Source organism: Streptomyces sp. NBC_01197, assembly GCF_036010505.1.
In the GTDB taxonomy this organism is placed as follows: Bacteria; Actinomycetota; Actinomycetes; order Streptomycetales; family Streptomycetaceae; genus Streptomyces.
On the sequence record NZ_CP108569.1, the window covers coordinates 2,892,079 to 2,918,578 of the forward strand.

Annotated in this window: 17 protein-coding genes; 4 read left to right on the top strand and 13 right to left on the bottom strand. The window is 70.5% G+C overall.

The window, feature by feature from the left end; all coding sequences use genetic code 11:
* Positions 1-30: 30 nt before the first annotated feature.
* Complete coding sequence (gene guaA / locus OG452_RS13030) at positions 31-1,605, bottom strand: glutamine-hydrolyzing GMP synthase (RefSeq protein WP_327295800.1); 1,575 nt, start codon at positions 1,603-1,605, stop codon at positions 31-33.
* A 309-nt stretch (positions 1,606-1,914) separates the two neighbouring features.
* Between guaA and OG452_RS13035 the strand changes: the two genes are divergently transcribed.
* On the top strand, positions 1,915-2,256 hold the full coding sequence (locus tag OG452_RS13035; protein ID WP_327295801.1) for a chorismate mutase: 342 nt from the start codon (positions 1,915-1,917) through the stop codon (positions 2,254-2,256).
* A gap of 803 nt (positions 2,257-3,059) precedes the next feature.
* Here OG452_RS13035 and OG452_RS13040 read toward each other — a convergent pair.
* From OG452_RS13040 to OG452_RS13070, 7 genes are all read right to left on the bottom strand, one after another.
* Positions 3,060-4,916, bottom strand: a complete 1,857-nt coding sequence (locus OG452_RS13040; RefSeq protein WP_327295802.1) for a GMC family oxidoreductase — start codon at positions 4,914-4,916, stop codon at positions 3,060-3,062.
* A gap of 99 nt (positions 4,917-5,015) precedes the next feature.
* Positions 5,016-6,638 (bottom strand): succinic semialdehyde dehydrogenase, encoded by a 1,623-nt coding sequence (locus tag OG452_RS13045; protein WP_327295803.1) that lies wholly within the window; start codon positions 6,636-6,638, stop codon positions 5,016-5,018.
* Positions 6,639-6,850: 212 nt separating this feature from the next.
* Positions 6,851-8,620, bottom strand: a complete 1,770-nt coding sequence (locus OG452_RS13050) for a serine/threonine-protein kinase (RefSeq protein ID WP_327295804.1) — start codon at positions 8,618-8,620, stop codon at positions 6,851-6,853.
* Between the two features lie 158 nt (positions 8,621-8,778).
* Positions 8,779-10,416: a serine/threonine-protein kinase gene (locus tag OG452_RS13055; protein WP_442810153.1), complete on the bottom strand. Its 1,638-nt coding sequence runs from the start codon at positions 10,414-10,416 to the stop codon at positions 8,779-8,781.
* Positions 10,417-10,597: 181 nt separating this feature from the next.
* Positions 10,598-13,405 carry a protein kinase gene (locus tag OG452_RS13060; RefSeq protein WP_327295806.1) on the bottom strand — a complete coding sequence of 936 codons (2,808 nt, stop codon included), beginning with the start codon at positions 13,403-13,405 and terminating at the stop codon, positions 10,598-10,600.
* A 133-nt stretch (positions 13,406-13,538) separates the two neighbouring features.
* Positions 13,539-15,449 carry a serine/threonine-protein kinase gene (locus OG452_RS13065; protein ID WP_327295807.1) on the bottom strand — a complete coding sequence of 637 codons (1,911 nt, stop codon included), beginning with the start codon at positions 15,447-15,449 and terminating at the stop codon, positions 13,539-13,541.
* Between the two features lie 471 nt (positions 15,450-15,920).
* On the bottom strand, positions 15,921-17,630 hold the full coding sequence (locus tag OG452_RS13070) for a glycerol-3-phosphate dehydrogenase/oxidase (protein ID WP_327295808.1): 1,710 nt from the start codon (positions 17,628-17,630) through the stop codon (positions 15,921-15,923).
* A 217-nt stretch (positions 17,631-17,847) separates the two neighbouring features.
* On the opposite strand from OG452_RS13070, the gene OG452_RS13075 reads away from it, so the two are divergent.
* Entirely contained in the window at positions 17,848-19,098 is a 1,251-nt protein-coding gene (locus OG452_RS13075; RefSeq protein WP_327295809.1) for a nucleotide sugar dehydrogenase, read from the top strand.
* Between the two features lie 245 nt (positions 19,099-19,343).
* The gene (locus OG452_RS13080; protein ID WP_327295810.1) at positions 19,344-19,838 is read left to right on the top strand and encodes a hypothetical protein; all 495 of its coding nucleotides are present in this window, start codon (positions 19,344-19,346) and stop codon (positions 19,836-19,838) included.
* Positions 19,839-19,996: 158 nt separating this feature from the next.
* Here the strand turns inward: OG452_RS13080 and OG452_RS13085 are convergent, their stop codons facing one another.
* From OG452_RS13085 to OG452_RS13100, 4 genes are all read right to left on the bottom strand, one after another.
* Positions 19,997-21,121, bottom strand: a complete 1,125-nt coding sequence (locus OG452_RS13085; RefSeq protein WP_327295811.1) for a GuaB3 family IMP dehydrogenase-related protein — start codon at positions 21,119-21,121, stop codon at positions 19,997-19,999.
* 105 nt (positions 21,122-21,226) lie between these two features.
* Entirely contained in the window at positions 21,227-22,729 is a 1,503-nt protein-coding gene (gene guaB, locus OG452_RS13090) for an IMP dehydrogenase (RefSeq protein WP_327295812.1), read from the bottom strand.
* A 385-nt stretch (positions 22,730-23,114) separates the two neighbouring features.
* Positions 23,115-23,702, bottom strand: coding sequence for a sigma-70 family RNA polymerase sigma factor (locus OG452_RS13095; protein ID WP_266854188.1), 588 nt, complete (start codon positions 23,700-23,702; stop codon positions 23,115-23,117).
* A gap of 234 nt (positions 23,703-23,936) precedes the next feature.
* Positions 23,937-24,548: a response regulator transcription factor gene (locus tag OG452_RS13100; protein WP_003948568.1), complete on the bottom strand. Its 612-nt coding sequence runs from the start codon at positions 24,546-24,548 to the stop codon at positions 23,937-23,939.
* A gap of 393 nt (positions 24,549-24,941) precedes the next feature.
* Here OG452_RS13100 and OG452_RS13105 point away from each other — a divergent pair, with 393 nt between their 5' ends.
* The gene (locus OG452_RS13105) at positions 24,942-25,265 is read left to right on the top strand and encodes a WhiB family transcriptional regulator (RefSeq protein WP_327295813.1); all 324 of its coding nucleotides are present in this window, start codon (positions 24,942-24,944) and stop codon (positions 25,263-25,265) included.
* Positions 25,266-25,490: 225 nt separating this feature from the next.
* On the opposite strand, the gene OG452_RS13110 is transcribed toward OG452_RS13105, so the two are convergent.
* Positions 25,491-26,381: a LysR family transcriptional regulator gene (locus tag OG452_RS13110; RefSeq protein WP_327295814.1), complete on the bottom strand. Its 891-nt coding sequence runs from the start codon at positions 26,379-26,381 to the stop codon at positions 25,491-25,493.
* Positions 26,382-26,500: the final 119 nt, after the last annotated feature.

Genomic DNA, 26,500 nt, shown 5'->3' on the forward strand with positions numbered 1-26,500 from the left:
TGAGGTGGCGGCGGGGCCGGGCGGGCGGGCCTACTCCCACTCGATGGTGCCCGGGGGCTTGCTCGTCACATCGAGCACCACACGGTTCACATCGGCGACCTCGTTGGTGATTCGCGTCGAGATCTTCCCCAGCACCTCGTACGGCAGACGCGTCCAGTCCGCCGTCATGGCGTCCTCGGACGAGACGGGCCGCAGCACGATCGGGTGGCCGTAGGTACGGCCGTCGCCCTGGACGCCGACCGACCGGACGTCCGCGAGCAGCACCACGGGGCACTGCCAGATCTCGCGGTCCAGACCGGCCGCCGTGAGCTCCTCACGTGCGATGGCGTCGGCCTCGCGCAGCAGGTCGAGCCGCTCCTTGGTGACCTCTCCGACGATACGGATGCCGAGTCCGGGGCCGGGGAAGGGCTGGCGCTGGACGATCTCGTCCGGCAGGCCGAGCTCCTGGCCGACCATCCGGACCTCGTCCTTGAAGAGCTGCCGCAACGGCTCGACGAGCTTGAACTCGATGTCGTCGGGGAGCCCGCCCACATTGTGGTGGGACTTGATGTTGGCGGTGCCGGTGCCGCCGCCGGACTCGACGACGTCCGGGTACAGCGTGCCCTGCACCAGGAACGCGACGTCCTCGCCCGCGTCGGCGATGATCTCGGCCTGGGCCTGCTCGAAGACCCGGATGAACTCACGCCCGATGATCTTCCGCTTCTCCTCGGGGTCGGAGACCCCCTTGAGAGCGGTCAGGAAGCGGTCCTCGGCGTCGACCACCTTGAGCTGGACACCCGTGGCGGCGACGAAGTCCTTCTCGACCTGCTCGGTCTCGCCCTTGCGCATCAGCCCGTGGTCGACGTACACGCAGGTCAGCTGGGAGCCGATGGCCTTCTGCACCAGGGCGGCCGCGACGGCGGAGTCGACACCGCCGGAGAGTCCGCAGATCGCGCGCTTGGTGCCGACCTGCTCGCGGATCAGGGCGACCTGCTCCTCCACGACGTTCGTCGTGGTCCAGGACGGGTCGATGCCCGCGCCCCGGTAGAGGAAGTGCTCAAGGACCTGCTGGCCGTACGTGGAGTGCATCACCTCGGGGTGGTGCTGGACGCCGTACAGCTTCTTCTCGTCGTTCTCGAAGGCCGCGACCGGTACGACGTCGGTGGACGCGGTGACCGTGAACCCCTCCGGGGCGGCGGAGCAGGCGTCACCGTGCGACATCCACACGGACTGCTCGGCCGGGGTGCCCTCGAAGAGCGTGGAGGACGGCTTGGAGACCGTGAGCGCGGTCCGGCCGTACTCCCGTGCGCCGTTGTCGTCGACCGTGCCGCCGAGGGTGGTCGCCATGAGCTGGAATCCGTAGCACATGCCGAAGATGGGAACCCCGGCCTCGAAGAGCGCCCGGTCGAGGACGGGCGCGCCCGGCGCGTACACGGACGACGGGCCGCCCGAGAGGATGATCGCCTTCGGGTTCTTCGCCAGCATCTCGGCCACCGGCATGGTGGACGGCACGATCTCGCTGTAGACCCGCGCCTCACGGACGCGACGGGCGATGAGCTGGGCGTACTGCGCGCCGAAGTCGACTACGAGGACGACCTCGGGGGCGGCGGGGGGTGCTGCTGGCACGGGGCGGCCTTCCGGCGGGAAAGGAGGGGTCTTGTACAGGGGTCTTGTATGTCGATTCTAACGGGGTCGGCGGAACCGGCTTGTCTCTCCCTCCGAACGCCGTCCATACTGGCCCCATGCATCAGCAGCTGACCTTCGTCTTTACCTATGGCACCGGCCCGTCCGGCTGCCATGGTCGTGCTGCTTGATCACCCACTGATCAGTACTTCCCCAGGCGCCCCGGACCGGCAAGGTCCGGGGCGTCTGTGCATTCCGGACCGTGCCGCTCCCGGGGAACCGCACCCCTTCAGGTTCAGGAGTTCCGGACACATGAGCACCGACATCGGCACCAAGACGCACAGCACCGGCCTGCACGGCAGTGAGACCGACGCCGCCGGCCTGCACAGCACCGGCGCGCACAGCAGTGAGGCGGCGGGCGTGATCACGGGCGCGCGCGGCCGCATCGACAGCCTCGACGACCGGATCATCGGCCTGATCCAGGAGCGGATGGCGGTGTCCGCCGTCATCCAGGACGCCCGGATGACCTCCGGCGGGCGGCGGGTGAACCTCTCCCGCGAGATGGAGGTCCTGGGCCACTACAGCGAGGCGCTCGGCAAGCCGGGCACGGGTCTCGCGATGACCGTGCTGGAACTGTGCCGGGGACGGATCTGAGACCGGGGACAGCCCGGATCTGAGTTCGGGCCCGCTCTCACCCGTACGGCGCGTGACCGGGCCCGGCGGCCCTTCGTTGGTCCAAGCGTCCGTGTCAGCCAGGGGCGGCCTGTTGGAAAAGAGAAAACCACGCGTGGCTCCGCTGAGGCGTGTGACGTACTGCAGGTGCGTCGTGGGACCACATCTCAGCGCGTGTGACCGGGCGGCAGGGGACAGCGGCCCGGTCACCCACGGCCGTCGGTTCCGGGGACGCCCGGAGCCGACAGCCCGGGGCTGACAGCTCAGAGCCGGTCAGCCCAGATCCGGTCGACCCAGAGCCGGACAGCCCAGATCCAGTCAGCCCCGTCCCGTTAGGTCCGATCCCGGCAGGCTCAGTCCCGGCAAGGCCGGCACGTCCCACTGCACATACGCATCCCGCGCTTTCCCCTCTCCTTTCCCCCTCCTTTCCGCGGCGCACACCCCCCGGCGCCGCCGCCCGGCACCGGTGGCTCCCCTGACGCCGGTGCCGAAGCCAGGGGCCCGTGGAATCCCTTCCGCGGGCCCCTGGCTTTTACTGCGCCCCGTGACGGAGGTCACACGAGGAACCCGTGGGCCCGGAAGCAACCATTCAGTGGGCCGGTCGGTCATCCATGCGTACCCACCAGTGGCCCCATATGTGTGCACGAACGACACAGCAGGGCCGGTCGGCACGGACTCGGGAGGGCTGCACTCGGAGGGGGGTGCAGCCCTCCCGCCCTGTACGAGGCCCCGGGCAGAAGCGGAAACCGCGGCGCCGGAAAAGCGGTTCCGGAAAAAGGGGGAAGCTATTTCCGCGGTTCCGCCGACTCCGTGCCCGCCGTCCGCCTGGGCGGGACAGCGGGCATCCCCAGGAACGGCAGCCTGAGCGCGCCGAAAGCCTCCCCCGGTACCGCCGGCGAGTTCGGTTCGACGGCGGCGAGACGCTCGTACGCCTGCCCCTGCTCGGGGCGCGGGTCCGCGTCGCCCTTGTTGGGCCAGTACGACATGGCGCGCTCCGCCTGCGCGGTGATGGTCAGCGAGGGGTTGACGCCGAGGTTCGCCGACACCGCCGAGCCGTCGACCACCGAGATGCCCGGATGTCCGTACAGCCGGTGGTAGGGGTCGATCACCCCCTCATCGGCGGACGCGCCGATCGGGCAGCCGCCCAGGAAGTGGGCGGTCAGCGGGGTCCCCATCAGCTCGCCGAGGTTCGAGCCGGCGAAGCCGTTGATCTCCTCGGCGATCAGCGTTGCGGCCCGGGTGCCCTCGGCGATCTGCTTCGGGTTGGGCGCGCCGTGACCCTGCCTGGCCGTGAGCAGACCCCGGCCGATCCCGCCCGGTTTGCGGTACGTCGTAAGGGAGTTGTCCAGCGACTGCATCACCAGACCGATGATGGTCCGCTCGGACCAGTGCCAGTTGGAGAGTGAACGGGCCGCCAGCCAGGGGTGCTTGGCGACGTTGCCGAGCCAGCCGAGGACCCGGCGCGAGCTGAAGGGCACCTGGATGATGGTCAGGGCGCCCATCGCGTTGGACCCCTTGCCGTACCGCACCGGCTCGATGTGGGTGTCCGCGTCCGGGTGGATCGACGAGGTGATCGCCACGCCCTGGGTGAAGTCGGCCTTCGGCGTGCCGTGCTTCCTGCGGTAGCGGCGGTCCGTGGTCTGCGACCCCACCAGCGCCTCGGAGTTGGTGCGGGTCAGCTCCCCGAGCTTCGGTGAGATGCGCGGCAGCAGCCCCTGGTCCTTCATGGTGTGCAGCAGGGTCTGCGTGCCGTATGTGCCCGCGGCGACCACCACCTGCCGGGCACGCAGCACCCGCGGCCCGCTCTTGCGGGCGTCGGTCGGGACCGTGGTGACCCGGTATCCGCCCTCGCCGTGCTCCGCTATCGCGGTCACCGAGGTCAGGGGGTGGATGACCGCACCCGCCTTCTCCGCGAGGTAGAGGTAGTTCTCGGTGAGGGTGTTCTTCGCGCCGTGGCGGCAGCCCGTCATGCACTCGCCGCACTCGGTGCACGCCTTGCGGGAGGGGCCCGCCCCGCCGAAGTACGGGTCGTCGACGGCCTTGCCCGGCTCCGCCCTCACCGTGCCGTCCGAGTCCTCCCCGTCGCCGAAGAAGACTCCGACGGGCGCCATGTGGAAGGAGCCCCCCACGCCCATCGCCTCGGCTGACGCCTTCAGATGGACGTCCGACGGCGTCATCGTCGGGTTGAGCCGCACACCGAGCATCCGCTGCGCCTGGTCGTAGTACGGCGCCAGCTCGGCCTGCCAGTCGGTGATCGACGCCCACTGCCGGTCCTGGAAGAACGGCGCCGGCGGGATGTACAGCGTGTTGGCGTAGTTGAGGGAGCCGCCGCCGACCCCCGCGCCCGCCAGCACCATCACATTGCCGAGGAGGTGGATGCGCTGGATCCCGTAGAGGCCGAGCGCCGGGGCCCAGAGGTAGTTCTTGATGTCCCAGGAGTTCTTGGGGAGGGTGCCGGGGGTGAAACGGCGCCCCGCTTCCAGGACGCCGACCCGGTACCCCTTCTCCGTGAGCCGCAGTGCGGTGACCGACCCGCCGAAGCCGGACCCCACCACCAGGACGTCGTAGTCGTACGGCGCGTCGGCTGCGTCGGCTTCGTCGGACGCATCGGCCTCACTGCGGACAGAGTTCTCCTGTGACATGGACTCTCCTCAGAGAAGGAATGGGCGGAGGCGAAGGCGCAAGGAGTCAGAGGGGCAGGGGCCGGGGGGGTAAGGGGGGAGCGGGCAGGGCAACGACGGTCAGCGCAGGCGCAGGGCCTTCATCGCCTTGAGGCTGCGGCTCATGAACGCGGCGTACTTCTCGTCGTCCATCCCGAAGGACGGCGCCATCGGCATCACCCGCTGGTGCGCGACGGTCTGCGCCTCGGTGTACTTGAGGATGCCTTCCGAGCCGTGCCTGCGGCCGAGACCCGAGTCCTTCATGCCGCCCATCGGGGACTGCACGCTGCCGTACGCGGGCGCGTACCCGTCGTTGATGTTGACCGTGCCGGTCCGCAGCCGGGCGGCGACGGCGTGGCCGCGGCTGCCGCTCCTGGTCCAGACGCTCGAATTGAGGCCGTAGGGCGTGGCGTTGGCGGTCGCGACGGCCTCGTCCTCGTCCTTGAAGCGGTAGACGGAGACCACCGGGCCGAACGTCTCCTCGGTGCAGACGGCCATCGGGGCCTCGACGCCGTCCAGGATGGTCGGCTCGTAGAAGAGCGGACCGATGTCCGTACGGTGCACACCGCCCGCGACCAGGGTGGCGCCCTTGGCGACAGCCTCCTCCACGTGTCGCCGTACGGCCTCCAGCTGCCGTTCCCCGGCGAGGGACCCCATGTCGGCGCCGTAGGCGAGGGAGCCGCCGAGACGCATCGCCTTGGTGCGTGCGGCGAAGCGCTCCAGGAACGCGTCCGCGATCGACTCGTGGACGTACAACCGCTCGATGGAGATGCAGAGCTGGCCCGCCGAGGAGAAGCAGGCGCGGACAGCGCCCGCTGCCGCCTTCTCGATGTCCGCGTCCTCCAGGACCAGCATGGCGTTCTTGCCGCCGAGTTCGAGGGAGACGCCGACGAGCCGGTCGGCCGCGCCCCGGGCCACCTCGCGGCCGGTGCGGGTCGAGCCCGTGAAGGAGACGAAGTCGGCGTGCTTGACCAGCTCGGGGCCGATGACCGGGCCCTCCCCGAGGACCACTTGGAAGACCTCGGCGGGCAGTCCGGCCTCAATGATCAGATCGCGGGCCCACAGCGCGGTCAGAGCGGTCTCGGTGTCGGGCTTCATCACGAGGGCGTTGCCGGAGACCAGGGCGGGCAGCGCGTCACCGATGGACAGCTCGAAGGGGTAGTTCCAGGGGGCGATCTGGCCCACCACACCGCGCGGCTGGCGCAACTCGGTGACCTTGGTGAATGTGGGGATCGCACCCGTGTGGCCCTTGGGCTTGAGGTACGAGGGCGCCTTGCGGCCGTAGTGGCGCGCGGCGACGGCGACGGCCTGGACCTCCTCGTGCGCGTGCAGCCTGGCCTTGCCGGTCTCCAGCTGGATGAGGTCGAGGACCTCGGCCTGCCTGGAGAGCACCAGGTCATGGAAGCGCAGCAGGACGGCGGCCCGGGTCCTGGCGGGGGTCGCGGCCCACACCGCCTGGGCCTTACGGGCCCGCTCGAAGGCGGTCGCGACGTCCTCGGGGCTCGACTCGGGCAGTTCGGCCAGCTTCCCGCCGGTGAAGGGGGTGTGGTTGGCCGTGCGTCCGGAACCCACCACGCCGCGGGTCAGGTGAGCCACCACTTCGGGGGTGACCACGTCGGCCGCGGTCCGCACACCGGCGGGGGTGGGGGCTATCGGGTTCGTGCCGTGGGGGGCCGTGGCGGCGGGAGCCTGCGAGTCCGTCATGAGGGGAGGCTATGCCCCGGTGGGAAGTTTCGGTACCCATGAGTAATACCTTTTCACCGTCCCTACATACACCGCCAGTGATCGCTGGCGACACAACCCCTGATCAGGCGGGTTGGCCGCCTGAGCGGTGGCTGCCGGGCATTTCTCCCCGGGGGTCGCCGTTCCTGGTGGCCCGGCTGTTCCGGGCGGCCGAGTTGTCCCCGCCGTCCAGGTCAGTGGTGATCTCCGGTGCCCGCCGCCGACGCCGAGAAGGTACCGATGGCCGTGGCGAAGTGCCGTTGCGCGGTGTCGAGGCGGCCGACCGGCGCCGATACCCACACGTCGTAGAGACGGCCGCCCTCCTCCCAGCAGAGGTCGTACGTGTGACGGGCGCCCTCGCCCTTGGAGTAACCGTTCCAGGTGAACTCCCAGAGCGCCGCGTCATGTCCGTCGTGCGCCGTCGCGGTGACCACGCCGTCCCGGTAGCCGGGATTGGTACGGGGGCCGGCCGAGTCCGATGCGCGCTGTGTCGCCATCGGTCCGCCGCCGGGGCTGCTGTGGATCCGGATGCCGATACGGAAGACCTGGCCCGGCGTCATGTAGTAGACACGTTTGCCGTCGGCGGAACGGGTGGCATCGGCCGGAACGGCGAGGGAGAAACCGCCGGGGTCGTCGACGGCCCGGTACCCGGACGGTGCCGGTGACGCCTGATGAGTCAGTGTCACGGTGGGGTTCACGTCCGGGCCCGGTACGGCAGCGCGGTGTGGCTTCTGCTGCGGTCCGCGATCCGGGGTGGCCGTGGGTGCCGCGGTCTGAGCGGAGGCCACACTTCCGGGCGGCGCGGCGCTGTCCGTACGGCCCACTCCCGCGCCGCCGACCGCGTACAGGACGATCCCGGCCCCCGCGGCCGCGGCGACCAGCACCCCCGCGACGAGGGCAGCCGGCCGGAGCGCGGGACGCGAGGGCCCGGGCGGCGGAGCGGCGGGCGGAAGGGTCGGCGAAGCGGCGGCCGACACAGCGTCCAGCGTGGCGGGCGGAACGGCGTCCAGCACGGCGGGCGGAGAGGCCGGAGAGGCATCCCGGGCGGATGCGGCTCCTGGCCCAGATGCGGCGCTCGGGACACCGGAACCAGCACCGGCACCACGACCACCGGCACCGCCGCCCCCGCGGTCCCCACCGGCACCCCCGGTGGCGTACGCAGCCACATGCGCGCCCAGCAGCCGCTCCGCCTCATCCACCCCCATCCTGCGCACCGCGTCCCGTTCGAGCAGGCCCAGGACGACGGGCAGCAGCGGCTCGGCCTCGGCCGGCGGGCGGATCTCGTCGGCGACCACCGCGTGCAGCACGCCGCCCAGCGAATCCCGGTGGAAGGGCGACTCCCCGCTCAGCACCGCACACAGCAGCGCGCCGACCGACCACAGATCGGACGGGGGGCCGGCCTCTTCGCCCCGCATCCGCTCCGGCGATGTGTACTCGGGCGAACCGACGAACGCCCCGGTCTCACTGATCGTGGTCGCCCCCGCGAGCCGCGCGATCCCGAAGTCGGTGAGGACCACCCGGCCGTCGCCCTCCAGCAGGACGTTGGCGGGCTTGATGTCCCGGTGCAGTACGCCCCTGGCGTGCGCCGCCCGGAGCGCGCCCAGCAGAGCCATGCCGATCCGGGCGGCTTCCCGGGTCCCCACAGGGCCGTACTCGGAGAGGCGGCCCGCCAGCGAACCCCCGACCACCAGCTCCATGACGATGTACGGGCGTTCGTCGTCCTCGACGACCACGTCGTGGACGACGATCACATGCGGATGCTTGATCTGGGCGACCGCACGCGCCTCACGCAGCGCCGATGCCGTGGCGGCTCCGGTCTCCGGGTTCAGCTCCTTGACGGCGACATCCCGCCCGAGCAGCTGGTCGGTGGCCCGCCAGACCGTACCCATGCCGCCCCGGCCGATCCGGTCCCCGAGCAGATAACGTCCGGCGATCAGACGGCTGTTGCGCGGATCCTGTGCCACTGGCGCTCCCCCTACGTCCCCCTGAGCCCATCATGCCGCACGGCATCCACCGCCGTAGCGCGCGCCGGACGCCGTACAGCCCGTCTCAGTGCGCGGTCCGGTACGTCCCGGTGCGCGGTTCAGTACGTCGCAGCGCGCAGTACGTCTCAGTGCGCGGTTCAGCCCGGCGGCTGCCAGTAGCGCAGGACGGTGTCGAACCGGTTGCGGTTCCAGTCCTTGACCGGGCCGCCCATGTAGATCGCGTACTCGGCCTGCCCGTGATCCACGTTGTACATCTGGTCTATGGCACGGCGCCGCCCCGGCTGCCCCTTGGTCTCGGTCCAGGTGAACTCCCAGAGCGCGGCGTCCTGGTCCCGGAAGTTGTTCACGTGCAACGTGATCCGCCGGTAGTCGGGGAGCCGCTTGAGCTGTGGTTCCAGGGCCAGTTCGTGCAGATACGGGGTCGCGTAGTCCGGGTTCTTGTCGATGCTTATCCGGATGAAGTGGACGCCGTCGTCAGGCGTGTAGTCGATCTCGTTGGAACCGTCCATCTGGCGCTTCCAGCCGTTGGGCAGAGCCAGGCTGAAGCCCTCGGGCTCGTCGACCCGGTGCCAGCCCGCCGGCACGTCCTCGTGCTGCTTGTTCTTACCGCCGCCGCCGTCCGGCCCGCCAGAGCCGGACGGCGGACCACCACCGGAATTCGTGGGCCGGTTCTCGTACTTCATGACCCCGAAACCGACCCCGGCACCGACGATCACGGCGAGAGCCACGACCAGGGCGCCGGTCCGCCTACGGCCACGTTTCCGTCCGGCGGGAGCGACCGCGGAGGCCCCGCCTCCGGAAGCCGGTACTGGTGCCGTTACGGGAGCCGGTACAGCGGTCGACGCCTGACCCTGCTCCGGTGCCTGCCCCGCTGCCTCTGCCTGTGCCTGTGCCTGGTCTGGTTCGGGCGGGGCCGCCACCGGCGCTCCGGAGGTGCTGATCCGGCTCGTGGGCGTGGCGTCCTGGAGCATCCCCTCGGCCACCAGCTGCGTCGGGACGTACGCCTCGGCCTGCCGGGGCCTGCGCCCCTCCATGGCGTCGAGCAGCATGCGCTCCGTCTCGGCGGACCCGGGCCGTTCGGCGGGGTCCTTGCGCAGTAGTCCGGTGATGACGGGAGTGAGCGGCCCGGCCCTGGTGAGCTTCGGCGGCTCGTCGTTCACAACGGCCTGGAGCGTGGAGATCGGCGATGTACGGCGGAACGGCGAACGCTCCTCGACGGCGGTGAAGAGCGTGGCACCCAGCGACCAGAGGTCGGATGCGGGACCGGGCGCCTCGCCGTAGACCCGCTCCGGCGCGAGGTAGTCGATGGAGCCGACGATCTCGCCGGTCCGGGTGATCTCCGAGTCGCCCTCGATGGCGGCGATACCGAAGTCGGTGATGAGGACCCGGCTGTCGTGGGCGAGCAGGACGTTGCCCGGCTTCACGTCCCGGTGGAGCACTCCCGCCGCGTGCGCGGCGCGCAGAGCCCCCAGAACGTGCAGGCCCACCCGGGCGGCCTCACGGGGGTCGAGCGCCCCCGACTCCTTGACCACGTCGGCAAGTGAGGGGCCGTCGATGTACTCCATGACGATCCACGGCCGGTCGTCGAACTCGATGACGTCATGAACGGTCACGACGCCGGGGTGGTTGATGCGCGCGGCGGCGCGCGCCTCCTTCTGCGTTCTGGCGTGCAGTACGGCCCGGTCGGCCTCCGACACATACAGACCGGCCGTCAGTTCCTTGACGGCGACGGTCCGGTGCAGCACCTCGTCGTGAGCCCGCCAGACCTTGCCCATGCCGCCGCGACCGATGAGCTCGCCCAGCCGATAGCGACCGGCGAGCACCAAGTCCGCGCTGTGAGTGTGTTCCACGTGCCCCTGTCCGTTCCCTCGACTGCCAGGTTACGGACGGATATTCGGTCGTGGAACCTCGGGGCTCGCCGTGATACCGCACTGTGACGGGAATCGTGGAGTCCGCTCAGCTCACCGACCGGTAGGTGGCAACGGCCTGTTCATAGATCTCGGTGACCTTGTCCCGCTGCGCTTCGGGGCCTATGACCTGCACGATGTGATAGCGGCCCGCGATAATCATGGCCACATTGCGGACGTACACCTCGCGTCCGCTGCTGTCCTGCCAGGTGAACTGCCCTTCGGCCATGGCCTGCTTGCCGACGTCTATGCGGCGCAGCCCCGAAGCGGACGACCACGTGGAGTCACGGAACGGTTTGAGTTCCCGCTCCTTGTCGCGCTGGTACGCCATGGGATCGGCGCCTTCGTCCTTGACGCTGTCGCGGCCGGGAACGACGACGAGCTCGAAGTCGCTGCCGACAAAACGCACCTGGCCGGCGTCGTTGACGGGACGGCGCTCCCAGTCCTTGGCCACCGCCACCTGAAACCCTTCGGGATCCTTGCGGATGGCGTAACCGGCCGCCGGTCCACCGCTGTCGGGCTCAGTGCCCTGCGGCGGCTGGGGCGTCCGGGCCGACCCGGACTGCTGGGAGTCTCCGGGGCCGCCGGACACCGGCGAGTTCCGCTGCCCGGACGCGGAGGCGGTCGGCACCGAACCGGGCGAACCGGCGTCGCCCTGCCGGGAGTCGTCGGCCTTGGGCATGAACTTCAGGGCGTACACGAGGGCGGCGACCAGGACCACCAGGATGACGACAAGCAGGGTACGGCCGAGTGAGCGCGGCTTCGCGTCCGGCCCGGGCCGGCGGCCCGCAGGTGCGGAACGCTCGGACAGGCCCGCCGCCACGGAGTGCATCGGCTGCGCGGGCTGCACCGGCCGCCCGGCCCCGGCCAGACCCTGCTCCCTCCTGCGGCTGCCCCTCCGCTGCTGGCGGTGACGGCCGTGGACACCGTCCCCACCGGAGTTGCGACGGCGCCGCCGTACGAGCTCACCCCTGCGCCGTACGATCGGCAGCCGCGTGGCGTCGACCGGCGGGACCGGGACGATCCCCTGCCCGGCGTCGGGCTCGGGCGCCGACCGCACCAGCGAGCGCAGCCAGCCGCGCAGCTCCTCTATGTCCGGGCGCTCCGTGGGGTCCTGACGCAGCAGCGACTCGACGACGGGCCTCAGCGGGCCGCACTCCTCGGCGAAGGCGGGCGGTTCGGCGCAGACCAGCTGGACGAGTTCGGCGGCGCTATCCTCCGGGTACGGGGCGTGGCCCTGCACGGCCCGGAAGAGCAGCGCACCAAGCGCCCACAGATCGGTGGCGGGCCCGACCGGGGCGGCGAGCTGCCAGTTGCCGTGGACGGGGCCCGCCTGCTCGGGCGCCCACCGTTCGGTGACGGCGCCCACGACGGTGATACGCGCCTGCCGGGCCCGCTCGGCGGCGAGCGGAGTCCCAGGCCCGCGGCGCGGGGTCACCGCGGTTCCAGTGTCCTGATCCCACCCTTCGGGCACAGCGGCGGCCGCCCGGGGGCGGGGGGTACCGGGGTCGTTGGCACTCCGGTGGGGGGCGGCCCGGTCTTGGGCTGTCCGGTCTTGGGCTGTCCGGTCTTGGGTTGCCCGGTCTTGGGCTGTCCGGTCTTGGATGGCCCGGTCTTGGGCCTGCTCGTGGGCGTTGCGGCCCTGAACCGCACTGCTCTGCGCTGCCCGTTCCTGCGCCTCCCGGTCGTGGGCGCCGCGCAGGTCGTCGGCGCGCATGCCGTCCCCGGCGCCGGAACGCGGCTGTGCTCCGTGCCAGAAGCCGGCCGCTTCCTGCCGTCCGGGCTGCGAGGGCCCCGACGCCGGACGCTGGACGGGGAAGGCCCCGGTGTCACTCCCCTGCTCGTCCCCGCTGACGCGTGCCGCGGCCCGTGCACCCGCACGGTAGGCGGCGATGGCACCGGCCCGGGCAGCACGGACGTCCCCCGCCGAAACCCCGCCACCACCCCTGTCGGCGGGCGCTTCGGGCTCCTGTCCGGAGGCGCCCGGCGCGTCCTGCAACTGGTCGTACATCCGGCCGCCCGGCTGCCCGCGCCGCTCGCCCTGGGTGTAACCGGGCGGCAGCGCAGGCCCGGCCGGGAGCCTCTCCGCGCCCTCAGCCCGGTACGGGTCCCCCTCGCCACCTGCGTCGTACAGCTCCACCGCGCCATCCGCTCCCGGCCCGGCCGGGGAATCGGGCCCGAGGCTCCCGCCCGCTCCAGCGGTCGGCAGCGATAACTCCGCGGCCGGCACCGGGTCATAACCGCACAGTGCCTCCTCGGCCGCTCCTGCCGCGAGCCCGGTCAGGACCACACGGCCGTCGTCGCAGACCAGCACGGTCCGGGCGGTGATATTGCGATGAGTCCACCCGTGGGCGTGCAGCGCCCGCAGGGCGGTGAGCACGTCGGAGGCGATCTCCGCCGCGCGGTACGGGTTCAGGGGGCGCTCGGCGAGTATCGCGGCCAGAGGTGTGGCCTCGACCAGTTCGCTCACCACCCAGAGCGACCCGCCCTCCGCGAAGACGTCGAAGACCTGGTCCAGCCTGGGGTGGTCGGGAATCTGCGCTGCGGACTGCGCCGCCTCGATGGCCCGCCGTACCGCGGGGTCGGCGGGCCTGCGGGTGGTACGGGACGACGCACGACGCGTTTCGGAAACCCCAGCCCCCGGACCGCCGACCGACCCGCCGCCGAAGCCCGTCCCCGCGCCGCTCTCATCGAGCATCTCCGCGTCCACGACCTCGGGCAACGGCACCTGCCGGACGAGGACTTCCTGACCGCTGTAGGTGTCGAACGCGCGGATCTCCGCAGGCTCGAACTCGTCACCGGGCAGCAGCGGAAGGCGGTAGCGGTCGGCAAGGACCCTTCCCGCGTACTCATCCACGACGCCTCCCCGGAGCGCGCTGTTCCCTGGTCTCAGGGACCACATCAACCCGCATCAAACCGTCAAATGCGGTCGATTACAGGCCGATTGCGGCTGCGTACGGTCCGCGCTCTCTCACAATACGTGCCCTGGGTCACTTCTTGGGAGCGAACGTCTTGAACGCCGTATTACGCAGCGTGGTGCACTCGCCGCCGTTCCAGTCGCTCGCCTTGCAGCTGATCATGATGGAGTAGCCGCGCTTGGCGTCCACCTTGAATCCCCGGTTCAGTACCCGGACCCGCTGGCCGTTCTGGTCACGCTCGAACGACCAGTCTGCGACGGTCGGATAGCCGTTGTACTCGACCTTGTGTATGCCGAGGTGGTGGTAACCGCCGACGCTGGCGGACAGACCACCGACCGCTGCCTGCCATGCGGCGGCCGCGTCGTCCTTGGGCGAGTCGTTGAAGTCGATCTGGACGCGCGGGAAGCCACCCCTGGACTTGTTGTAGATCCCGCCCGAGCTCACACCCGCTATGGCCGTCCGGTGGAAGCCGGCGGGCATGGCCATCGTGAAGCGGAACCTGCCGTCCGTCACCTTCTTGTACCCGCTGGGCAGCGCGTCACCGGCGGGCGGCGTGTAACGGTTGTCGTCGGGCGAGGGCGACGGGCTGTCACCGCTCTTCCCGTTGCCCTGATCGCCGTTCTTCCCCTGGTCGCCCGTCTTCCCCTTGTCCGCGCTCTTGTCGTCGTTCTTGCTGTCGCCCCCGGCCGTCGCACCACTCGAAGCGCTCTTGTCGCCCTTGGACTTGCCCTGATTGTCCTTGCCGCTGTTTCCGTTGAGAGCGAAGGCGAAGACCGTTCCGAGCACCGCGAGTGCGACAACGGCCGCGATTATCACCAGAGTGCGACGCGGTACGACATCGGTGAGCGGCGCCCTGACCCGGGCGGGCGGCCCGGCCGGTACCGTGGCCGGCCTGGCCGGAGCGGGCTCGGACCTGGCGTTCCGTACGGAGTTCAGCGCGCTGCGCACCCGGTCGGCCGCAGCGGTGTCCCTGAGCTTCTGAGGCTCCCTGGCAGGCCGGGGCTCCTTGGCGGGCTTGGGCGCCTTGACGGGCTTCGCGGGTCTGGACTCCTCCGCGTCCCCGGGCTCGTCGGGAACAGGCGGCAGCGGCACCACACGCGTCGCGTCGGCCGCGACCGGCTCGGCAGCGGCCTCCGGTACGTCCGGGGCGTGGATCACGTCGTTCAGCAGTCGGCGGGCACCCGCGTCGTCGAGGCGCTGGTCCGGATCCTTGGCGAGCAGACCGTAGATGACCTCCGACAGGGCTCCCGCGTTCTTCGGCGGGTCCAGCGGTTCGGTCATCACCGCGGTGAGGGTCGCGATGGCCGACCCCTTGTCGTACGGCGGCACGCCCTCGACGCTCGCGTACAGCAGCCCGCCCAGTGACCACAGGTCGGCCGGCGGGCCGGGCTTGTGGCCGCGCGCCCGCTCGGGCGAGATGTACGAGGGGGCGCCGACCAGCATCCCGGTCGAGGTCACCGACGGGTCGCCCTCGACCTGGGCGATCCCGAAGTCGGTCAGCACGACCCGGCCGTCCTCGGCGATCAGCACGTTGGACGGCTTCACATCGCGGTGCAGGATGCCCTCACGGTGCGCGAGGCGCAGCACATCGAGAATGGCGAGGCCCACCTCGGCCGCGCGGACCGGCGTGAGGACGCCTTTCTCCCGTACCAACTCGGCCAGCGAGCAGCCCTCGACGAGCTCCATGACGATCCACGGCCGGTCGTCCTCGTCGACCACGTCGTAGACAGTGACCGCTCCGTTGTTACGGATCCGGGCGATCGCCTTGGCCTCGCGCAGCGTACGCGTCACGAGTCTGCGCTTCTCGTCCTCGTCGATGGCCGAGGGGAAACGCAGCTCCTTCACCGCGACGGTGCGGCCGAGTGTCTCGTCCACAGCCCGCCAGACGGTGCCCATGCCGCCCTTGCCGAGCACCCCCCCGAGCCGGTACCGCCCCGCCAGGAGGCGCCCCTTGGTGTCCTTCGCCTGCTCCGCCTCCGACATGCGTCCCCTCTGCGTTCAACCCGCCCTGGCAGAGCGTCCATTGTCTCTCACTCCGGCACCGATGATGGTGCCGGGTCCGTGGGCGACCATCATGGGCCATACGGGAGGCGTTTCCTGCCACGCCGGTGTCCCACCTGCCGCTCGCCACCGCGGCTGACGCCAGTACCACTCGGCAGCACCGCCCAGTCCCTGCCCGGAGAACCCGAGGTCAAGCAGGCGTACGGCGCCCTCCCACCCGCACACACCACCATCCCCCCGGGCCCCACCCGGCTCGGTCGGGCCAAGCCCCCATGCCTGGAAACAGCCGTTCCCAATAAGGAGTTCCACCAGCTCCGTCCGGCCCTGCCAAAGCCATTCCCGAGCGGCCGCACCCCACCCGCTCACCCGCTCACTCACTCACTCACTCACTCACTCACTCACAGCAACCCATCAGCCCACTCCCCCGTCCACTCACCGACCCCCTCCAGTTGCTCACTCCAGCGGCACGATGTCCGGCGCCCCCAGCCGCGCCGCGTCCGCCGTCAGGTCGTCCGGCTGACGCTGCGACTCCCGCTCCGCCTCGACTCGCTTCTCGTAGTGCTCGATCTCCGCCTCGACGCGGTTCTTGTCCCAGCCCAGCACCGTGGCCATCAGCTCGGCCGCCTCCCGCGCGCTGCGCGTGCCCCGGTCGAACGTCTCGATCGAGATGCGCGTGCGCCGGGTGAGTGCGTCGTCCAGGTGCCTGGCCCCTTCGTGCGAGGCCGCATAGACGATCTCCGCCCGCAGGTAGTCGTCCGCGCCGCCCAGCGGTTCGCCCAGCGACGGGTCCTCGGTGATGAGGTCGAGGACCTCCTGAGTCATCGCACCGAAGCGGTTCAGCAGGTGTTCCACCCTGGCCACATGCAGGCCCGTCCGCTTGGCGATGCGCGCCCGCGCGTTCCACAGCGCGTTGTACCCCTCGGCGCCGATCAGCGGCACATTCTCCGTGACGCACTCGGCGACCCGCTGGTCCAGACCGTGCACCGCCTCGTCCACCGCGTCCTTCGCCATCACGCGGTAGGTCGTGTACTTCCCGCCCGCGACGACCACGAGCCCCGGCACCGGATGCGCCACCGTGTGCTCCCGCGAGAGCTTGCTGGTCGCGTCGGACTCCCCGGCCAGCAGGGGCCGCAGGCCGGCGTAAACGCCCTGCACGTCGTCGCGCGTCAGCGGCACGGCGAGCACCGAGTTGACGTGTTCGAGCAGATAGTCGATGTCGGCGCTGGACGCGGCCGGATGCGCCTTGTCGAGGTCCCAGTCCGTGTCCGTGGTCCCCACGATCCAGTGGCGCCCCCACGGGATCACGAACAGCACCGACTTCTCGGTCCGCAGGATGAGCCCGGTCGTCGAGTGGATCCGGTCCTTCGGTACGACCAGATGGATCCCCTTCGAGGCACGCACGTGGAACTGCCCGCGCTCCGCGATCAGCCCCTGGGTGTCGTCCGTCCACACCCCCGTGGCGTTGACGACCTGCTTGGCGCGGATCTCGTACTCCCCACCGCCCTCGACGTCCTGCACCCGCGCACCGACGACCCGCTCGCCCTCCCGCAGGAAGCCGGTCACCTTGGCCCGGTTCGCCACCAGTGCGCCGTAGCTCGCGGCCGTCCGCGCCAGCGTCGCCACATAACGCGCGTCGTCCATCTGCGCGTCGTAGTACTGCAATGCGCCGACCAGCGCGTCCTTCTTCAGCGCCGGCGCCACCCGCAGCGCGTGCTTACGTGTCAGATGCCGGTGCAGCGGCAGCCCGCGGCCGTGTCCGGACGAGACCGACATGGCGTCGTACAGCGCGACACCCGAGCCCGCGTACCAGCGCTCCCAGCCCTTGTGCTGCAGCGGGTAGAGGAAGGGCACCGGCTTCACCAAGTGGGGTGCCAGCCGCTCAAGAAGCAGCCCGCGCTCCTTCAGCGCCTCCCGTACGAGCGCGAAGTCGAGCATCTCCAGATAGCGCAGGCCGCCGTGGATGAGCTTGCTCGACCGGCTCGACGTCCCCGACGCCCAGTCCCTCGCTTCGACCAGGCCGGTCGCCAGCCCGCGCGTCGCGGCGTCCAGCGCCGTCCCCGTGCCGACCACACCGCCCCCCACGACCAGTACGTCCAGTTCACGCTCGGCCATCCCGGCGAGCGCCTGTGCGCGCTCCTCGGGCCCCAGTGTCGCTGTCCTCACTGCTGCCTCCCGTTGATCAGGCCGCCGAAGCGGTGTCCGGTGCACCCTCGATTCTGTCCGCGATCTCCCACTTCAGCCACCGCCTGTGGACAACACACGGACACCCCGGCCCGCCCAATACCGCAAATCGGTCATATTTACTCCTAACCTGACATTGCGCTGTCCACAGGACTTGCGCACTCGTCCCCCTCCGGCTATTGGGAAGGACGGATCACCCATGCCCGCAGATCTCGCCGTGATCGGACTCGGCCACCTCGGCCTGCCGCTCGCCCAGGCCGCCGTCGCCACCGGCCTCGTAACCATCGGTTACGACACCGACCCGCGCCGGCTGCTGCAACTCGCCGCCGGCCACACCCCCGTCGACGGCTCCCTCAGCGCGGCCGACATCCGCCGGATGCTCTCGGGGGGCTTCCGGCCCGTCACCGATCCGGCCGAACTGGGCCGGGTCCGTACCGCCGTCATCTGCGCACCCACCCCACTGGGTGAGGACCGGGCACTCGACCTGGCACCCGTCACCGAAGCGACCCGCGCACTCGCCGCCAGACTCCGCCCGCACACCACCGTCATCGTCGAATCGGCCGTCTACCCGGGCACCACGGAGGAAATCCTGCGCCCGCTCCTGGAGGAGGGCTCAGGGCTGCGGGCCGGCCGGGACTTCCACCTCGCCTACTCCCCCAGCCGACTCGACCCCGGCAACCGGACCCACCCGTACGCTGCGACCCCCAAAGTCATCGGCGGCCTGACCCCCGCCTGCACCGAATCCGCCGCCGCCTTCTACGGCCGGTTGAGTGACAAGGTCGTACGGGCCCGCGGCCCCCGCGAGGCCGAAATGACCAAACTGCTCGAAACCAACTACCGGCACGTCAACATCGCCCTGGTCAACGAGATGGCCGTGCTCTGCCACGAGCTGGGCGTCGACCTCTGGGACGTCATCCGCTGCGCCGAGACGAAACCCTTCGGCTTCCAGCCGTTCCGCCCCGGCCCCGGTGTCGGCGGCCACGGCGTCCCCGTCGACACAGCGGGCCCCCCGCACACCGTTCGCCCGCTGCGCATGGTCGAAATCGCCCAGCAGGTGAACGACCGGATGCCGCAGTACGTCATCCAGCGCTGCGCCACCCTCCTCAACGAGCACGGCAAGTCGGCGCGCGGCGCCCGCGTGCTGCTCCTCGGCGTCACCTACAAGCCCGACCTGGCCGACCGGCAGAACTCCCCGGCGGGCGAGATCGCCCGCCGGCTGATGGACCTGGGCGCGTCGGTGAGTTACCACGACCCGTACGTCCCGGACTGGCGCATCCGCGACGTGCCGGTGCCCCGCGCGGACTCCCTCTACGAGGCGGCGGCGGGCGCGGACCTGACGGTGCTGCTCCAGCACCACCGTACGTACGACCTCCAGGGCCTCGCGGTGAAGGCCCAACTCCTGCTGGACACCAGGGGAGCGACCCCGGTGGGAGCCGCCCACCGGCTGTGACCCCGGGTGCGGACCGGTCAGTCCGACTGCACATGACGACTACTCAGGCCGACTGCCCGTGCCACCGCTCACGCCGGCTGCTGATGTCGGCCACTCGGGCCGGATATTCAGAGCGGCCACTCAGGGCGGTCGGCCACCTGTGAACACCGTGTGTGGATTTCATGTGTGGATGTCGGTGCGGACTGCTAGCGTGCGGCGTTCGCTTCTCGCACAGCCGTGCGTATCCATCCCAGGGGGATCCCGCCATGACCCAGCCCGTGCCACCGCCCCATACGCCGGACCCGTCCTCGTACCCGCCGCCGGACTTCGGCTACCCGATGGCGCCGCAGGCCGCCCCGGCGAAGGTCAACATCGCGGGCGGCATCGTGGCCGCCGTGCTCACGGCCCTGGTGGTGGGCGCGGCGTACGGGGGCATCCTCGGCGCCACCAAGCACGAGTTCGGTTACGCGGCCGTCGCCGTGGGGTTCATCATCGGCTTCGCCGCGGGCAAGGTGGGCGGCGACCATGTCGGGCTCGCGGCCGTCGGCGCCGTCCTGTCACTGGCGTCCGTGTACTTCGGGCAGCTGCTGGGCGAGGCGATCATCGCGTCCAAGCAGCTCCCGGTCTCCGTCGCTGAGCTGTTCTTCCAGCACTTCGGCCTGCTCAACGACGCCTGGCGGGCCGATGCGGACTTCCTCAGTTACCTCTTCATCGCGATCGCCGTGGGGGCGTCCTTCGCCGGCATGAAGCGGGCCCTCTGACGGCAGGCGCTCCGACGGCGGACGCCGCGAGTACCCAGCCTTACGAAGCACCCAACGCCCAGCACGAAGCACCCACCACGAAGCCCGGACCGCAGCTTCGGTCCGGGCCTGCGTAGGGCGCGACGTGTGCGGTACCAGCCCGGTACCGCCCCGTCGGCTCAGCGCTTGTGCTGGGCGTCCGCCACCGTCACCTCGACGCGCTGGAACTCCTTGAGCTCGCTGTACCCCGTGGTCGCCATCGAGCGGCGCAGCGCCCCGAAGAAGTTCATCGAACCGTCCGGGATGTTGGAAGGCCCGGCGAGGACCTCCTCGGTCGTGCCGACGATACCCAGGTCCACCAGCTTGCCGCGCGGCACGTCCTCGTGGACGGCCTCCATGCCCCAGTGGTGGCCCTTGCCGGGCGCGTCCGACGCGCGGGCGAGCGGCGAGCCGATCATGACCGAGTCCGCGCCGCAGGCGATGGCCTTCGGCAGGTCGCCCGACCAGCCGACGCCGCCGTCCGCGATGACGTGCACATAGCGGCCGCCGGACTCGTCCATGTAATCGCGGCGGGCCGCGGCCACATCGGCGACCGCGGTCGCCATCGGGACCTGGATGCCCAGCACATTGCGCGTGGTGTGCGCGGCCCCGCCGCCGAAGCCGACGAGCACGCCCGCCGCTCCGGTACGCATCAGGTGCAGCGCGGCGGTGTACGTCGCACAGCCGCCGACGATGACGGGAACGTCCAGCTCATAGATGAACTGCTTCAGGTTCAGCGGCTCGGCGGCACCGGAAACGTGCTCGGCGGAGACCGTCGTACCGCGGATGACGAAGATGTCGACACCCGCGTCCACGACCGCCTTGGAGAACTGGGCGGTGCGCTGCGGGGACAGTGCGGCGGCGGTGACCACACCGGAGTCGCGCACCTCCTTGATCCGCAGGCCGATCAGGTCCTCCTGGATCGGGGCCGCGTAGATCTCCTGGAGACGCCGCGTCGCGGTCTCCTCGTCGAGCCCGGCGATCTCGTCGAGCAGTGGCTGCGGGTTTTCGTACCGCGTCCACAGACCTTCGAGGTTCAGGACTCCGAGACCGCCCATCTCACCGATGCGGATGGCGGTCTGCGGGGACACGACCGAGTCCATCGGAGCCGCCAGGAACGGCAGCTCGAACCGGTAGGCATCGATCTGCCAGGCGATCGAGACCTCCTTCGGGTCCCGGGTGCGCCGGCTCGGCACGATGGCGATGTCGTCGAACGCGTACGCCCTGCGGCCGCGCTTGCCGCGCCCGATCTCGATCTCAGTCACGATGTGTGGCCTTTCCCTCTACGTCTGCCGTTCCAGTATCCCCGACGCGCGCGCGGAAGCCCGCGGGCCGTCCGGCCCGCGGGCTTCCGCGGTGGTACGTACGCCTCAGCGCCGTGCGTAGTTCGGCGCCTCGACGGTCATCTGGATGTCGTGCGGGTGGCTCTCCTTGAGCCCCGCCGACGTGATCCGGACGAACCGGCCCTTGCTCTCCATCTGGTCCACGCTGGCAGCGCCGACGTATCCCATCGTCTGGCGCAGACCGCCGACGAGCTGGTGCAGGACGTTGCCCAGCGGTCCCCGGTACGGCACCTGCCCCTCGATGCCCTCGGGCACGAGCTTGTCGTCGGACGCCACATCGGCCTGGAAGTAGCGGTCCTTGGAGTACGAGCGGGCCTGGCCGCGCGTCTGCATAGCGCCGAGCGAGCCCATGCCGCGATACGACTTGAACTGCTTGCCGTTGATGAACAGCAGCTCTCCGGGCGACTCCTCGCAGCCCGCGAGCAGACTGCCCAGCATCACGCTGTCGGCGCCGGCGGCCAGCGCCTTGCCGATGTCGCCGGAGTACTGGAGGCCACCGTCGCCGATCACCGGGACGCCCGCGGCACGCGCGGCGAGCGCGGCCTCGTAGATCGCCGTGACCTGCGGGACCCCGATACCGGCGACCACGCGGGTAGTGCAGATCGAGCCCGGTCCGACGCCGACCTTGACGCCGTCCACACCCGCGTCGACCAGCGCCTGGGCGCCGTCGCGGGTGGCGACGTTCCCGCCGATGACGTCCACGGAGACGCCCGACTTGATCTTCGCCATCCAGTTGAGGGCGTTGCTGTTGTGGCCGTGCGAGGTGTCGACGATCAGGAAGTCGGCTCCGGCCTCGGCCAGCGCCTGGGCGCGGTCCAGCGCCTCCGGGCTCGCCCCGACGGCCGCACCGACGAGCAGCCTGCCCTCGGCGTCCTTCGCCGCGTTCGGGTACTTCTCGGCCTTGACGAAGTCCTTGACCGTGATCAGGCCCTTGAGGATGCCCGCGTCGTCGACCAGCGGAAGCTTCTCGATCTTGTGCCGGCGCAGCAGCTGCATGGCGTCGGCGCCGGAGATGCCGACCTTGCCGGTCACCAGAGGCATCGGGGTCATGACCTCGCGCACCTGGCGGTTCCGGTCGGACTCGAACGCCATGTCACGGTTGGTGACGATTCCGAGCAGCTTGCCCGCGGCGTCGGTAACCGGGACACCGCTGATGCGGAACTTGGCGCACAGCTCGTCGGCCTCGCGCAGCGTCGCGTCGGGGTGCACCGTGATCGGGTCGGTGACCATGCCGGACTCGGAACGCTTGACCAGATCGACCTGGTTGGCCTGGTCCTCGATCGAAAGATTGCGGTGCAGCACACCGACGCCGCCCTGCCGGGCCATCGCGATGGCCATCCGGGCCTCGGTGACCTTGTCCATGGCGGCGGACAGCAGCGGGATGTTCACGGTGACGTTCCGCGAGATCCTGGACGAGGTGTCGACAGCGTTCGGGAGCACTTCGGATGCGCCCGGCAGCAGCAGCACGTCGTCGTATGTCAGCCCGAGCGTCGCGAATTTCTCGGGCACTCCGTCGACGTTTGCAGTCATGACACCTTCCCCAAATGGCCTTGATCGGTGCGGATGTCCATGCTAACGGGCCGGAGAGGCGTCTCATTCCACGATCGGCCCGATCCGGCATCCTTGGAGGTTTCTACCGCCGGGCGTGGTATCCGGCGCCCGGCCCGCCGGTGGCTGTGAGCGGCCGTGCGGGCTGGAGATGCTTGCCGAGGGCGGCGAGCGGGTTGGCCGCGACCGCCGATGACTGCCGGCGGCTGTGACGAATGTCCCTGCGCAGGCGTGGGGCCGGGCGGGCGTGGAACCCCCGGACGGGCATGGGTCCGGGCGGGCGCCTGCGCGCGGCCGATGCCCGCCTGCCCGTACCTACTGCTTGCGGGGGCCTACTGCCTGGGGGGTGCCTACTGCCTGCGGGTGCCTACTGCTCGGCCAGTGCCCGCAGCCGGCTCAGTGCGCGGTGCTGAGCGACCCGTACCGCCCCCGGTGACATCCCCAGCATCTGCCCGGTCTCCTCGGCGGTCAGCCCGACGGCGACCCGAAGCACCAGCAGTTCGCGCTGGTTCTCCGGGAGGTTGGCCAGCAGTTTCCTGGCCCAGGCGGCATCGCTGCTGAGCAGCGCACGCTCCTCGGGCCCGAGCGAGTCGTCCGGCCGCTCGGGCATCTCGTCCGACGGCACGGCCGTGGATCCGGGATGGCGCATGGCCGCCCGCTGGAGATCGGCGACCTTGTGGGTGGCGATGGCGAAAACGAAAGCCTCGAAGGGCCTGCCCGTGTCCTTGTAGCGCGGCAGTGCCATCAGGACGGCGACGCAGACCTCCTGGGCGAGATCCTCCACGAAGTGGCGGGCGTCGCCGGGCAGCCGGTTCAGCCGCGTACGGCAGTAGCGCAGGGCCAGCGGGTGGACGTGCGCCAGCAGGTCGTGCGTGGCCTGCTGGTCTCCGTCGACAGCAAGGTGGACGAGCGCGCCGATGGCCCCATGGGCATTCGCAGCCTCGTCGTCACGCATCGGTCCATGGTGCCTCGGCACCGAACCATCCGCTTCACCGCGCTCGTAGTTGTGCACTGAAGCGTTATGAGCAGGTGCGCCGGAACTCATCCGCTGCGCCCTCCCCTCCCGCTCGAACGACTCGTCCCCGAGGAACTCCACACCCTCAAGGATGCGGCATCGCGCGGGAAACAGAGTTGGGGCGTCCGCCACCCCGTCCGCAATCGAGCGGACGGGGGTCCTGCCGGTCATCCTCTAACGAACCAGGCCCCAGCGGAAACCGAGCGCCACCGCGTGCGCGCGGTCCGAGGCACCGAGCTTCTTGAACAGTCGCCTGGCGTGCGTCTTCACTGTGTCCTCGGAGAGGAAGAGCTCCCGGCCGATCTCCGCGTTCGACCGACCGTGACTCATCCCTTCGAGTACCTGGATCTCACGCGCGGTGAGCGTGGGAGCAGCGCCCATTTCGGCCGAACGGAGTCGCCGCGGGGCGAGCCGCCAGGTCGGATCGGCGAGCGCCTGCGTGACCGTCGCACGCAACTCGGCGCGCGAGGCGTCCTTGTGCAGATAGCCGCGGGCACCGGCGGCGACCGCCAGCGCGACGCCGTCCAGGTCCTCGGCGACCGTCAGCATGATGATCCGGGCACCTGGGTCTGCCGAGAGGAGCCGGCGCACCGTCTCCACACCACCCAGACCGGGCATGCGTACGTCCATCAGAATCAGGTCCGAACGGTCGGCTCCCCAGCGGCGGAGGACTTCCTCGCCGTTGGCCGCCGTCGTCACCCGCTCGACGCCGGGCACCGTCGCGACCGCGCGACGGAGCGCTTCTCGGGCAAGCGGGGAATCGTCGCAGACGAGGACGGATGTCATGACCGCCCTCCGCAGCTGATGCGCGTCACCTTGAGCCTCCAGGCTGGGTACGAATCGTCACCTGTGCGGTCGACGCCTCTCGGACATGTGCCCGAGCGCTTCTTGTTTCAACCGCCCACGCACTCTCAACGATGGTCACTCGAAAGAGTTACGGGCCGGACGGCCGCCTTCGACACTCTACGTGAGGGAACAGTCGCGGAGGAGAGTCCCACGCACCATTTGTCTAGTTTGAAAGGTAATGACCCGTTCAGCTGCTTTTCTTCCATTTTGCTGGTGTCTATGACTAGATTCGTAATGAGTCATATTTACATCTACTTACATCGTGGATGTACGGTCGCGGGCGCGGTCGACATCACCGCCCCCGCCTCAGCAACGGCTTCAAGGGGACAAGCAATGGCAGATTTCTCCCGCCTTCCCGGACCCAATGCCGACCTATGGGACTGGCAGCTCCTCGCGGCCTGCCGCGGGGTGGACAGCTCGCTCTTCTTCCATCCGGAGGGCGAACGAGGCGCAGCGCGCAGCGCGCGCGAGACCTCGGCGAAAGAGGTGTGCATGCGCTGCCCGGTCCGCGCCGAGTGCGCGGCGCACGCACTTGCCGTACGCGAGCCCTACGGAGTGTGGGGCGGCCTGACCGAGGACGAACGCGAGGAGCTGATGGGGCGCGCCCGCAACCGGCTGATTACCGCGACGAGCCCGAACGGCCCCGGGGCCGCTTAGCGGCTCAGCACCGGAAGCCTTGAGAGGAAACGTTCCTGCACGTTGGCCTCCCGCCCCCCATGCACGCTCGCCTTCTGCACGCCCGCCTCCTGCGCACTCCCTTCCGCGCACCGCCTCCGTTCCCGCCCGCACTTCAGCGACTCAACCGTCAGCAGGGCAACAGTCATCAGGGCAGCGGCCAGCCGGGCAGCGGGTGGCGAGGTGGCACAGGCCGCGATTCAGCGATCAGCGCGCGGCGGCCCGAGCGAGCCTGTCCAGAGTCGCCGCGACGGCGGGGACCTGGGCCAGATCCGGAAGGGTGAGGGCGACGATCTCGCGCTGGACCGCCGGTTCCACCGATACCGTCCTGGCCCCCATGGACCGTACGGACTCGATCGCCAGCTCCGGCAGCACAGCGACCCCGAGACCCGCGCCGACCAGGCCGATGACCGCCGGGTAGTCATCCGTAGCGAAGTCGATCCGGGGGGTGAAGCCCGCGCTCTCGCAGACCTCGACCAGCTGACGGCGGCAGCGCGGGCAGCCCGCGATCCAGGATTCGCCTGCCAGGTCACCCACGCCGATGGCATCCGCGCCGGCCAGCCGGTGCCCGTCCGGCACCAGTCCGATCATGCGGTCGGTGAGCAGCGGCCGTACGACCAGGTCGTCCCACTCGTCCGTGGCGGGTCCGTAGCGGAAGGCGAGCGCCACATCGCAGTCCCCGTCGCGCACCATCTCGACGGAGCGCGGCGGCTCGCCCTCGACCAGGGACACCCGGGTACCGGGGTGGGCGGCCCGCAGTGCGGCCAGGGCGGTGGGCACCAGCGTCGAACTGCCGCTGGGGAACGACACGAGCCGCACCCGGCCCGCGCGCAGCCCGGCGATGGCGGCGACCTCCTCCTCGGCGGCCGTGAGCCCGGCGAGGATCCCGCCCGCGTGGCGGACCAGGGCCTCCCCCGCCTGCGTGAGGCGCATCTCGCGGCCCGTACGGATCAGCAGCGTCGTGCCCGATGACGTCTCAAGGGCCTTCATCTGCTGGCTGACCGCGGGCTGGGTGCAGCCAAGCTCCCGGGCGGCGGCGGAGAAGGATCCGGTGGCGGCGACGGCTCGCAGGACGCGGAGATGACGGGCCTCAATCATGATGCGAGCATAAGCGATACTTGGGGCGGGCGCGGATTATCGCGTACTGGCTATGACGGCGGATGGGCGACGCGGCGATGGTGCCCGGCAGAGCTCGGGACAGAGCACCGGACGCCGTC